The 11,818-nt window shown below is 68.5% G+C and carries 12 protein-coding genes; 7 read left to right on the top strand and 5 right to left on the bottom strand.

The features are described 5' to 3' along the window. Both ubiU and ubiT read right to left on the bottom strand, forming a co-directional pair. Nucleotides 1-978, bottom strand: coding sequence for a ubiquinone anaerobic biosynthesis protein UbiU (gene ubiU / locus ABD923_RS04360; protein ID WP_259547421.1), 978 nt, complete (start codon nt 976-978; stop codon nt 1-3). Next, a complete protein-coding gene (ubiT, locus tag ABD923_RS04355; protein WP_259546466.1) occupies nt 978-1,520 on the bottom strand; it encodes a ubiquinone anaerobic biosynthesis accessory factor UbiT in 543 nt (180 codons plus the stop codon). The genes ubiU and ubiT overlap by 1 nt, the downstream gene beginning before the upstream one ends. 145 nt (nt 1,521-1,665) lie before the next feature. Here ubiT and ABD923_RS04350 point away from each other — a divergent pair, with 145 nt between their 5' ends. The 7 genes from ABD923_RS04350 (at nt 1,666) to hmuQ (ending at nt 8,310) form a co-directional block, all read left to right on the top strand. After that, the gene (locus ABD923_RS04350) at nt 1,666-3,171 is read left to right on the top strand and encodes a UbiD family decarboxylase (RefSeq protein ID WP_259546467.1); all 1,506 of its coding nucleotides are present in this window, start codon (nt 1,666-1,668) and stop codon (nt 3,169-3,171) included. Then, nucleotides 3,168-3,740, top strand: a complete 573-nt coding sequence (locus ABD923_RS04345; protein WP_259546468.1) for a UbiX family flavin prenyltransferase — start codon at nt 3,168-3,170, stop codon at nt 3,738-3,740. Before ABD923_RS04350 ends, ABD923_RS04345 begins: the two co-directional genes overlap by 4 nt. Before the next feature lie 290 nt (nt 3,741-4,030). Next, complete coding sequence (locus ABD923_RS04340; RefSeq protein WP_259546469.1) at nt 4,031-4,948, top strand: sugar kinase; 918 nt, start codon at nt 4,031-4,033, stop codon at nt 4,946-4,948. A 281-nt stretch (nt 4,949-5,229) separates the two neighbouring features. Next, the gene (locus ABD923_RS04335; RefSeq protein WP_345229437.1) at nt 5,230-6,072 is read left to right on the top strand and encodes a heme/hemin ABC transporter substrate-binding protein; all 843 of its coding nucleotides are present in this window, start codon (nt 5,230-5,232) and stop codon (nt 6,070-6,072) included. A 20-nt stretch (nt 6,073-6,092) separates the two neighbouring features. Beyond that, the gene (locus tag ABD923_RS04330; protein ID WP_405048271.1) at nt 6,093-7,157 is read left to right on the top strand and encodes a FecCD family ABC transporter permease; all 1,065 of its coding nucleotides are present in this window, start codon (nt 6,093-6,095) and stop codon (nt 7,155-7,157) included. Nucleotides 7,158-7,161: 4 nt separating this feature from the next. Continuing rightward, nucleotides 7,162-7,947 carry a heme ABC transporter ATP-binding protein gene (locus tag ABD923_RS04325; RefSeq protein ID WP_259546471.1) on the top strand — a complete coding sequence of 262 codons (786 nt, stop codon included), beginning with the start codon at nt 7,162-7,164 and terminating at the stop codon, nt 7,945-7,947. A 33-nt stretch (nt 7,948-7,980) separates the two neighbouring features. After that, nucleotides 7,981-8,310 (top strand): heme-degrading protein HmuQ, encoded by a 330-nt coding sequence (gene hmuQ, locus ABD923_RS04320; RefSeq protein ID WP_222187985.1) that lies wholly within the window; start codon nt 7,981-7,983, stop codon nt 8,308-8,310. A gap of 81 nt (nt 8,311-8,391) precedes the next feature. Here the strand turns inward: hmuQ and ABD923_RS04315 are convergent, their stop codons facing one another. The 3 genes from ABD923_RS04315 to ABD923_RS04305 all read right to left on the bottom strand — a co-directional run bounded on the left by ABD923_RS04315 (nt 8,392) and on the right by ABD923_RS04305 (nt 11,814). Next, entirely contained in the window at nt 8,392-10,374 is a 1,983-nt protein-coding gene (locus tag ABD923_RS04315; RefSeq protein WP_259546472.1) for a TonB-dependent hemoglobin/transferrin/lactoferrin family receptor, read from the bottom strand. Between the two features lie 127 nt (nt 10,375-10,501). After that, a complete protein-coding gene (locus tag ABD923_RS04310; protein ID WP_259546473.1) occupies nt 10,502-11,422 on the bottom strand; it encodes an energy transducer TonB family protein in 921 nt (306 codons plus the stop codon). Further along, nucleotides 11,419-11,814 (bottom strand): ExbD/TolR family protein, encoded by a 396-nt coding sequence (locus ABD923_RS04305; RefSeq protein WP_259546474.1) that lies wholly within the window; start codon nt 11,812-11,814, stop codon nt 11,419-11,421. The genes ABD923_RS04310 and ABD923_RS04305 overlap by 4 nt, the downstream gene beginning before the upstream one ends. Nucleotides 11,815-11,818: the final 4 nt, after the last annotated feature.

The raw sequence follows: 11,818 nt of genomic DNA, 5'->3' as shown, positions 1-11,818 counted from the left end.
TTACCTCCAGGTCTTCTTGTAAGCGCCGGTCGTGGTCGCCTGCCCCTCGGACAGCCGCGCCAGCATGCCGGTCGGCAGCGGACGCCCCGCGTCCAGCGCATCGACGGCGGCGCGGAAATTGCGCACCACCTCGGCCACGTAAGAGCGCGAGCGTTGCCGCCCCTCGATCTTGAGCGCGGTGACGCCGGCCTTCTGCAACTCGGGCAGCAGAGCCTCGGCGTTCAGGCTGACCGGGTCTTCGAACAGGTGGCCGGTCTTCTCGCCCGCGCTGAAACAGCCCTTGCAGAGTGTCGGATAAGGCGCGCTTTCGCCCTTGCCCACGCGGTGGATCGTGTAGCCGCCCAGACGCGCATCCAGAACGCCGCCGTTATCCTCGTACTCGACATGGGACGCGGGCGAACACACGCCGTTCATGTTGGGCGACCGGCCCGTGGCATAGGAGGACAGCGAGCAGCGCCCCTCGGCCATGACGCAGAGACCGCCGAAGACGAACACCTCGGTCTCGACCTCGGTCTCCTTGTTGATCGCCGCGATTTCCGGCACCGACAGGACGCGCGGCAGCACCACGCGCTTCACGCCGAATTCCGTGCCGTAGAAATTGATCATGTCGGCATTGGCCGCCGCCGCCTGCACCGAGAGGTGACGCCGCAGGCCGGGATGGGTTTTCGCGGCATAGGCCAGAAGCCCCAGATCGGCGAGGATGACGGCATGGGCGCCGCAGGCCTCGGCATCCGCCACGGCGCGGTGCCACATCTCTTCGCCGCCGGCGCGGGGAAAGGTGTTGATCGCGACCAGCACCTTGGCGCCGTGCGATCTGGCAAAGGCGATGCCCTCGCGCATTTCATCGCGGTTGAAGTTGAGGCCCGGAAAGTTGCGGGCGTTGGTTTCATCGTTGAAGCCGCAATAGACGGTATGCGCGCCGGCCTTCACGGCGGCGCGCAGCGCGGCGGGGGTGCCTGCGGGGCAGACGATTTCCATTACCATAGATCGACCTCCTCGGGTCGCGAGAGGCTGACGCCGGTGCGCCGTTCGGCGATGGCCATCAGCTGTTTGATGGGAGCGGCGAAGGGCCCGGTGAGCCGGGCGATTTCCTCGGACAGGTCCAGTTCGGCATCATCGACGGCGTTGCGCAGCGCCAAGGCGGCCGAGGTGTCGCCCTCGATCACGAGATCGCGCGAGAAGAACAGCGCGTCGCCGTCATAGGCCCCGTGAACCAGCCCGAGCAGCGCGGCCAGCGGCCCGGCGATGCGCGCCTCGCCCTGCCCGGCCCCGCGCACCACGCGGACCGAGGGGCGGCCCTTGTTGGGCTGCAACTCGATCACGATGGGCAGGTCGGTCGGGTCCAGCACGAAGGGCGTGCTGTCATACTCGCCCAAACGCTGGAACAGGCCCGGATGGCTTTGCGCGATGCGCCGCGCATAGACCGTCAGCGACAGCGACATGGGCAGAAGCGGCGCAACCCGCAGGCCCAGCGCCAGCGGCTGCGGGAAACGGGGGATCGGGGCATCGGATGGAGGCACGCGTTTTCCTCTTCGCGAAGACAACAAGGGGGCTCACGCGGCTTTCCTATGCCGGAACCTGTCAACCGGAATTGACATCCATCAAATCGGGGCAGGTTTTTTACTGCTAGGCGGAGAGCCACGCATTCGATCGAAGGCCCCTCCGTTGCGAAACCTGCCCCCCTTTCCGACCTTGCGCAGCTTCCTCGACTGGTGCGCAGCCACCGACCAGTTGGCCCGCATCGCGGAGCTTGTGCCGATCCGCCATCGCATGACCGCCGTGCATCGCCGTGTCTTGGAGGATGGCGGCCCGGTCCTGCGCTTCGATGCGCCGGTGGACGGGGCGACACGCCTCGACATGCCGGTTGTGACCAACCTGTTCGGCACGACGGACCGCGTGGCGGCGGGCCTTGGCATGGGGCTGGACGGGATCGACGGGCTGGGCGAGTTCCTTGCCGCCCTGCGCGCGCCCACCCCGCCCGAAGGGATCAGTGACGCGCTGTCGCGCTGGCCGATGCTGAAAGCGGCGCTCTCGACCCGGCCCAAGACGGTGAAAAGCGCGCCGGTGCAGGACGAGGTGGTCGAGGGCGCGGACGTGGACCTGTCGCGCATCCCGGTACAGACCCATTGGCCGGGCGATGCCGGGCCGCTGATCACATGGCCCATCGTCGTCACGCGCCCGCAGGACAGCGCGCCGGGCGATCTGAACCGCTATAACGCGGGCGTCTACCGCGTGCAGGTAATCGGGAAGAACCGCGTCATCATGCGGTGGCTGCAACATCGCGGTGGCGCGGCGCATCATCGGACATGGGGCCGCGCGGGAGAAAGGACGCCGGTGGCCCTCGTCTTGGGGGCCGATCCCGCCAGCCTGCTGTCCGCCGCCCTGCCCCTGCCCGAGACCGTGTCGGAGCTGACCTTCGCCGGTGCCCTGAACGGGTCGCGCCCGCGCTTCGTGCCCGCCAAGACGGTGCCGCTGATGGTGCCCGCCGAGGCCGAGATCGTGCTGGAAGGCTGGGTGTCGCAGACCGAGACCGCGCCCGAGGGGCCGTTCGGCGATCACACCGGCTACTACAACAAGGCCGAGCCCTTCCCGGTGGTCGAGATCACCGCCGTCACCCACCGGCGCGATCCGCTTTACCTCTCCACCTACACGGGCCGTCCGCCGGATGAGCCCGCCATCATCGGCGAGGTGTTCAACCGCCTCGCCCTGCCGACGATGCGCGCGCAGATCCCGGAAATTCGCGACCTCTGGCTGCCGCCCGCCGCGTGCTCCTACCGCATCGCGGTTGTGTCCATCGACAAGCGCTATCCGGGGCAGGCCCGGCGCGTGATGATGGGGCTGTGGGGGATGCTGCCGCAGTTCAGCTACACCAAGATGGTGATCGTGGTGGATGACGATATCGACCCGAAGAACTGGGACGATGTCGCCTGGGCCATGGCCACCCGGATGGATCCGGGGCGCGATTTGATGCTGCTGGAAAACTCGCCCATGGATTACCTCGACTTCGCCTCGCCGCAGCCGGGGCTGGCGGGAAAGATGGGTATCGACGCCACCACCAAGATCGAGGCCGAGACGACGCGCGACTGGGGGACGGTGATGAAGACCGCGCCCGAGGATGCGGCTTTCGCCGAGGACCTGGTCACACGCCTGCGGCTGCGGGGGGCGGCATGACCCCGGCGCGCATCATCCTGGGCGTTGCAGGCGCGTCGGGTGCCGTTCTGGCGCTGGAGGCCGCGCGGCACCTGCGCAGCATCGGGGCGGAGATCGACCTTGTGGCCAGCAGCGCCGCCGAACGCACCCTGACCGAGGAAATCGGGCCCGACGCGTTCGGAGAGTTGCGCGCCATGGCCACCCGGTGCCACGCAATCGGCAATATCGGGGCGGATATCGCCTCGGGCTCGGTCCCCGTCTCGGGCATGATCGTGGCACCCTGCTCCATGCGGTCGCTGGCGGCCATCGCCCATGGGCTGGACGACAACCTGCTGACCCGCGCAGCAAGCGTACAACTGAAGGAACGGCGGCGGCTGGTCCTGCTGGCGCGGGAGGCCCCCTTGACGCTGGCCCATCTGCGCAACATGACCTCGGTGACCGAGATGGGGGCCATCGTGCTGCCGCCCGTCCCGCCCTTCTACCTGCCCCATGCCACCGTGTCCGAGATCGCCCGCCAGATCGCGGCGCGCGCGGTGGACCTGCTGGCCGTCGCCCCGCCGGTCGCCAAGGCCTGGTCCGGGTCGGACTGAGCGGTCAGTTTCCCTGCTGGCGCATCATGCGGTCATGCACCGCCGCCATGCCCCATCTGCGCCGCTGCCATGCCCGTGCCGCTCAGGACCATCAGGGCCACGGCCAATAGCTGTCGTCCCATGCGCTTAACCCTTGGCCACGGTCGCGTCCCGGATCAGGAACCCCCGTCCCCCCTGAACAGGTCAATCGAGGACGATGCCCCGAACGGGAACGTGATGGCCCTTTCGTCGTTTCACATGGGAGGGAACCCGTTTACCCCTTTCGAGACGACCCGCCAGAGGAGACCGCCATGCCAGATCCCAAACGCCCCATCCGCCGCATCGCCTGCGTGGGCGAGGTGATGATCGAGTTGATCGCACGCGCGGATGGCACGGCCCGGATCGGCGTGGCGGGCGACACCTACAACACGGCGGTCTACATGGTAAGGGCGCTTCGTGGCAGCGGCATTCACGTGAGCTACGTGACCGCCTTGGGCGATGATCCCTATTCCGACCGGATCATGGACGCGCTGCGCGGACAGGGCGTGGAAAGCGACCTTGTCGAACGGCGGGTTGGCATGATGCCGGGGCTTTACGCTATCGACACGGATGCCAGGGGCGAGCGCAGTTTCAGCTATTGGCGCTCCACCTCGGCGGCGCGGAGCCTGTTCGATGAGCCGTGCGAGATTGGCCTTCCCGCGCTGGACGGGTTCGACTTGGTGTACCTGAGCGGCATCACGCTGGCCATTCTGCCCGAACACAGCCGCGCGCGCCTGTTCGACTGGGCCGAGCAGTTCACCCGCTTGGGCGGCACGCTGGCCTATGACAGCAACTACCGCCCGCGCCTGTGGGACAGCCCCGAGGCCGCTGTAGCGGCCAACACCCGGATGTGGCGGCTTGCCGATATCGCCCTGCCCTCGCTCGACGACGAAGAACGTCTCTCCGGCCTTGATGGCAGCGCCGCCGTTCTGGCGCATCTGCGCGCCCTGGGCGCGACGCGCGGGGCGTTGAAACGCGGCGACCAGGGGCCGATCGACCTGGCCACCGGCCAGACGCTACCGGCTGGCAGCCCGGTCGAGGTGGTCGATTCCACCGCCGCCGGCGACAGTTTCAACGCGGCCTATCTCGCCGCGCTTGCCCGCGGGCAGGACGAGCTAAGCGCCATGGCCGCCGGGCATGGCCTTGCAGCCGAGGTCATCAGGCATCCCGGTGCCATCATGGCGGGCTGAGAAACCTCGTTTCTCAAGGCTCGGTGCAGACCTGTGCAAACCGTCCATTTCATTGGCCTACATGCGCGGATCGGCGGAGCCTCGGGCGGGTGAGCACTTGCGCATGATCCATTTCCCGACTAATTCAATCAACTAATGCCGCGCGCATTGGCCAGCCCTGCCCTGTTGCAGAGCCAGCGATCCCCGACACCTTTCGCCGAGAGATCGCCCAAGCCATGGTTTCACGCCCGTTTTCCTTTGTCTTCCGCCTGACGCCCGGACACTGCCACGGCGGATTGTCCGTGCTTCTTGCCGTCATCGCGCTTGTCCTCGGGGTGTTCACGGGGCCGGTGCAGTCCCAGGAAGATCGCGGGCGCATCATCTCGCTTGGCGGATCGGTGACCGAGATCGTCTATGCGCTTGGGGCGGGCGACCGGCTGGTGGGGCGCGACACGACCTCGACCTGGCCCGAGGCGGCGCTGGCCTTGCCCGATGTCGGCTATGTCCGCGCCCTGTCGCCCGAGGGGGTCCTGTCGCTCGATCCGGGCCTGATCATCGCCATCGAAGGCAGCGGCCCGCCGGAAACGCTGGAGGTGCTGGACAGCGCCTCGGTCCCGCTTGTGACGGTGCCGGAGGGCTACGACATGCCCGCGATCCGCGCCAAGATCGAGACCGTGGGCGAGGCGCTTGGCCTGCCCGAGGACGGCGCAGCCCTTGCCGACCGCGTCGAGGCGGAGCTGGCGGCAGCGGTCGAGGCCGCCCGCATCGACACCCCGCCGCGCGTGCTGTTCATCCTGTCGATGCAGGGGGGCCGGATCATGGCCGCAGGGGCCGGCACGGCGGCGCAGGGGATCATCGAACTGGCCGGTGGCATGAACGCGCTGGAGGGGTTCAGCGGCTACCGGCAGATCAGCGACGAAGCGGTGCTGCTGGCGGCACCCGACGTCATCCTGATGATGGACCGGACCGGCGATCACGCCATGGGCGATGACGCCATGCGCGCCCACCCGATGCTCCGCCACACCCCGGCGGTCGAGGCCGGGCGCATCGTCCGCCAGCCGGGGACGCGCCTTCTGGGGTTCGGCCCGCGCACGCCCGAGGCGGTGCGCGCGCTGGCCGACGCGTTCCAGACCACCGGGAGCTGACCTTGGCGATGTCGCACGCCATGACGGCACATGCTCGTGTCACCCTGCCCGGCGACCGCGATAGGCGGGGTGCGCGGGCCATGGTGGCGCTGAGCCTGCTCTTGCTCGTCACCTCGGTCCTGAGCCTCGGCACCGGGGCGTCCGGCACCAGCCTGTGGGGCGCGCTCTCCAATCTTCTGCGGGGGGAGGAGATCGCTGCGCGCGACGCGGTGATCCTGCTCGACATTCGCTTGCCGCGCCTTGGCCTCGGCATTCTTGTGGGGGCGGCGCTGGCCGTGTCGGGGGCCGTGATGCAGGGCCTGTTCCGCAACCCGCTGGCCGATCCGGGGCTTGTCGGCGTCAGCGCCGGGGCCGGGCTTGGGGCTATCGGGGCCATCGTGCTGGGCGGGCTGTTGCCCCTGGCCGTTTCGGAGAGCCTTGGCTTCTACCTCGTGCCGGTATCGGCCTTTCTGGGCGGATGGGGCACCACGCTGCTGCTCTACCGTTTGTCCACGACGCGGGGGCGAACCTCGGTCGCGGTCATGCTGCTCGGCGGGATCGCCATTGCCGCGCTCGCGGGCGCACTGTCGGGTATCCTGATCTACCTCGCCGATGACGCCCAACTGCGCGACCTGACCTTCTGGGGGCTGGGATCGCTGGCGGGGGCGACATGGGACAAGCTGCTGGTCGCTGGTCCGCTGATCGGGCTGGCGCTGGCGGCCTCGCCCTTTCTTGCGCGTGCCTTGAACGGACTGGCCTTGGGCGAAGGACCGGCGGCGCATCTGGGTATCCCGGTGCAGAAAATGAAGAACATCGCCGTCCTGATGGTGGCCGCGGCGACCGGGGCGGCGGTGGCGGTTTCGGGGGGTATCGGCTTCATCGGGATCGTCGTGCCGCACCTGCTGCGCCTTGTGATCGGGCCGGATCACCGTTTCCTGCTGCCCAATGCCGCGCTTCTGGGGGCAAGCCTGCTGATCCTGGCCGACATGATCTCGCGCAGCGTCGTCGCGCCGGCGGAACTGCCCATCGGGATCGTCACGGCCACCTTGGGCGGGCCGTTCTTCCTGTGGATCCTGCTGCGCAACCGCAGCCTTCTGGACGTGTGAGATCATGCTGAGCGCCAAGAACATCCGGGTGAACCTGGGCGCGACAACCGTTCTGCACGGCGTCGACCTGACCGCGCAGCCCGGCGAGGTCACCTGCATCGTCGGCCCCAACGGGTCGGGCAAAACAACCCTCCTGCGCGCCATGACGCAGGATCTGCCCTACGAGGGGGACATCCGGCTGGACGGGGACGACATCGCGCAGATGCCCGGCTGGCACCTGGCCACGCGGCGCGGGGTGCTGCCGCAGGCCAGCCGCATCGCCTTTCCCTTCACGGTGCTGGAAATCGTGCGCCTTGGCCAGATGGCCGCCGCCGACCGCGCCCCGCCGCATCGCGCCTCGGAGGCGCTGGAGCGTGTCGGGCTGGCCGGGTTCGAGGGGCACTATTACCAGGAATTATCGGGCGGCGAGCAGCAGCGCGTGCAACTGGCCCGCGTCCTGACGCAGGTCTGGCACCCGGTCGGGCATGACGGGCCGCGCTGGCTGTTTCTCGATGAACCGGTCTCCAGCCTCGATATCGGGCACCAGCTGGAGGTGATGGACCTGATGGCCGATTACGCCGCGCAGGGCGGCGGCGTCGTGGCCGTCATGCATGACCTGAACCTGACCGCGATCTACGCGCAGTCGGTCGCCATGCTTGCGGGCGGGCGCGTGATGGCGCAGGGTTCCCCCGCCGCCGTCCTGACCGATGCGGCCCTCAGCCACGCCTATGGCTGCCAGCTGCGCGTGAACGCGACGCCGGGCGAGGCTGCGACGTTCCTCTTGCCCCACATGGCCCGCCGGGCGGGCTGACCCAGTTTCAAGACAGTGAAAGGAAACGACCCCATGTATCTCGCCATGAACCGCTTCACGGTGCGCAGCGAAAATGCCGACGCCTTCGAGGCGCTGTGGCTCGGCCGCGACAGCCACCTGAAAGACATGGAGGGCTTTGTCGAGTTCCACATGCTCAAGGGCCCGGAAAAGGAGGATGGCACGATCCTCTATGCCTCCCACACGGTGTGGGAAAACGAAGAGGTCTTCCGCGCCTGGACCCGCTCCGAGGAGTTCCGCAAGGCCCATGCCAATGCCGGCACCACCTCGAAACTGCACGAGGGCAGCCCGAGCTTCGAGGGCTTCTCGGCGATCCAGCACATCGCCCGCGACGCCGCCGCCTGATCCGGAACCAAAATCGAGCAAAAAAGCCCGCCGCGGTCCGAAAGGAGCGCGGCGGTTCTTTTTGGCGAAATGACGATCAGGTCAGAAGGTGAAACTCGCCGTCAGTTCGAAACTGCGGCCGGTCTGAGACAGGCCGTTGGGATAGATCACGTAGTCTTCGTCAAAGACGTTATCGATGCCGAAGCGGATCGTGCTGCCTGCAAACACGCCGTTTTCCGGCGCGACGGAGGCGAACAGGTCCAGCGTCCGGTAGCCGTCGAACGTGTCGTCGGCAATCGGCTCGGCGGCGAAGGTCGCGCGCGCGCCGACGCTCCAGTCGTCATTGGGGCGATACCCGGCCTCCAGGGTCAGGCGATCTTGCGGCAGCGACGACAGCCAGTCGCCATCGGCCCCTTCGCCGCGCGCGATGCTGAGGCCCGCGCCCGCGAACCAGCGCTCGGCGTCGTAATCGACCTCGGCCTCGAAGCCCCAAAGCTCGGCATCGACATTGGTGAAGGTCGTGGTGCCGGCAAGGATGTTCACGGCCATCTCGATGAAGTTCTCGACTTCGGCAAAATAGGCATTGGCCGAGAAGCTCAGGCGGTCGCCCGCGCTGAACACGCCCATGCGTTCGAACCGCGCCCCGATCTCGAATTGCGTCGACTCCTCGGGGTCGAGGTTGGGGTTCGGAACGAAGAAGTTGTCCGGCGGGAACGGTGCCCCGATCGCGAAGTGCAGACCGCTGTTGTAGAGCTCGGTCAGCGACGGCGCGCGGAAGGCGCGGGCCACGTTCGCGAAGATCTGCCATTCTTCGGTCGGTCGGTAGCTGACGCCGAGACGGGGCGACAGGAACTCTTCGCTGACCTCGTCGAGCGTCGCGTCACTCGGGTCGCGCTCGTACAGGTCGTAGCGCAGGCCGGCGATCACGTCGAAGGACGGGCTGACCGAGACCGTGGCCTCCATGAACACGCCCACCGTGTCGGCCTCGGCATCGGGGAAGGCCGTGCGCGGGGCGCCGTCACGTTCGCCTTCCTGCGTGTCGCGGAAGGCTTCGAACCCGTAGACCAGGTCCACCGGCACGCCCAGATCGAAGCTGGAGCGGTTCGTGACCTCGAAGCCGAACGTCTCGTAGCGCGTCTCATCCAGACGGGGCGCGGTCACGCGGTCTTCGGTGATCTCGAGCCATGTGCCATAGGCCAGGACCGACAGATCGATCCAGTCCGAGGCGACCGGGGCATAATCCCACGACAGGCGCAGGTTGGTGACCTCCGCCTCGCGGTCGACCAGCGGGTTCGACCCGGTGACCGCTCCGTTGGAGTTCGACGGAATCTGCCCCTCGTCGAGGTAGCTGGAGAACGTCAGTTCGAACCGGCTGTCGGCCGACGGCTCGAACCCGATGGCGACATGGCCGTTGACCGAGTCGACTTGCGAATAGGCGATGTCGTCGCCGCCACCGGCTTCGAGATCGGCGTTGATCTGGCGCCCGCCGACGAACAGCAGCGCATCCCAATCGCCCCAATCGGCATAGACCATCGAGTTGGCGTTGACCTGCTCGCCGTTCGAGCTGTAGCCGAGCGTGACGCGCCCGCCTTCGGTCTGGTCGGGGCCGAGCAGATCCGCCGCCGAGATGGTCTCGACCGAGACGACCCCGCCAAGCGCGCCCGAGCCGTAGAGGGTCGATCCGCCGCCGCGCACCACTTCGACGCTGCCGACCAGGTCGGGATCGACGAAGAACCGGCCCCGGTGACCCTGGCTGTAGTTGAACCGCCCGCCGTCGAAGCGCAACACGATCTGGTCGTCGGAGAAGCCCCGGATGTTGATCTCTTGCGACATGCCGCGCGGGCCGCCGTTGATGGATACGCCCGGCAGATCGCCGATCAGGTCCTGGAAATCGCCGGCCTGTCGATTGGCGAGGTCTTCGCCCTCGATGACCGAAGCCGCCGCCGGCGTATCGAGCACTGCGCGTTCATCGCGGAAGGCGGTCCCCAGGAGAATCGGATCGAGCACGAAACCCAGATCCTGTGCTTGCGCGGACGCACCCGAGGTGGCCAGCGCTGTCGTCAAAAGCAACACCGTGCGACGCATGATTTGCCCCTTTTCCTTGGCATTGTCTGTCGCGGGACCTGCCTGCGGGTGGGGCGCGTTCGTGAGGCTGCGCTACATTTCCCGATTGTTTTAGTCAAGAAAGCAGATCGCGATTTTTCTCAGCCTGTTACCGGCCGCGCACAGCCACGCTGTAACTGCGCTGCGCGCCGGGCGGCGGTGGCGGAAACGGGGCCGCGCGCTGCACATGCGACAGCGCGATCCGGTCGAACTCGGCATTGCCGGAGGAGCGCGCGACCGAGATCGCGGCCAGCCCGCCAGACGGCGCGATGGTGAAGGCGATCACCGCCGCGCCGCTGAACCGAGTGTTCGGACGGCGCAGGCGCGTCAGCTGGCGGTTGACCAGGTTCGGATACCGCGCTGCGGCCCGACCGTCGCTTGCGCTGCTGCCCGTGTCTCCGGCGGCGGTCTGCGCCCCTGCCCCGGTCTGCTGGCCTGCCGCCTCGCCCGCCCGCGTGGTGGTCGCGGCGCTGCCTTGAGGGGCGGGTTGCGACGGTTGCGGCGCGGGGCGCGCGACCCGGGGCGTTGGGCGCGGCGTGTCGGCCTCGGGGCGCCGCACCACGGGATCGGGCTGCGCTTCGACCCGTTCCGGCTGGGGCCGGGTCGCGGGTTGCGCGGGGCTGGGGGTGACGGGGGTAGCGGCGACCGGGACCGTCGGGGCGAGCGCGCTCGGCGGCGTCGGGGTGACCTCGGCCATCATGGGACTGGGAATGGTGGGCGGATCTGTGGGACGGGTTTCGGCGACGGTCGCCTGCGCCACCGGCTCAGCCTCGCTCGGCGCGATCCGGTCTGGCCGCGCGGCCTCGGTCGGGTCGATCCGGTCGGGCGTTTCGGTGACCTCGGAGGGCGGCACGGGGGTGGCGACACCGGCCACGGCATCCTCGAAACTGTTGCCGATCATCGCGATCTGCGGCGGGCCACCGGACAGGGTTTCGCGCTCCTCCCCGCCGAGCGCCACGATGCCCGTGCCATGCAGGGTGACGGAGAGCAGCGCCGCGACGCCGACTGCGAAGGGCGCGCGCCTCCTCATGGCAGGCCCCGCTCGGTCACGATCCAGATCTCGGCCGCACCGGCCGCGCGCAACTCGCGCGCGATGGCAACGAGGTCCTGCGCAGGCAGGGCGCGGTCGGGGACAAGCCGCAGCGCAACCTCGGCCCCGCGTTCGGACAGGCGCTCGGTCAGGTAGGCCTCGGAGGTGATCTCGGCGCCGCGATAGACCATGGTCCCGTCCGCCCGGATCACGGCGGCGTCGGGCGGCGCGCGCCCCTCCAGCCGGTCGGCGCGCACGAGGGTCACCCCGCGCTCCATCGGCGGGGCGATGCTGGCGGCGACCAGGAAGAAGACCAGCATCAGGAACACGACGTTGATCAGCGCGATCATCGGCTCGGGGCGGCGGCGTTTGCGCGAAGGGGCAAGGGCCATGGCG

Origin of the sequence: [Roseibacterium] beibuensis (assembly GCF_039542305.1) — a bacterium.
Taxonomy (GTDB): Bacteria; Pseudomonadota; Alphaproteobacteria; order Rhodobacterales; family Rhodobacteraceae; genus Roseibacterium; species Roseibacterium beibuensis.
Note: the sequence above shows the minus strand (reverse complement) of the source record. Positions and strands in the feature narration are given on the sequence as shown.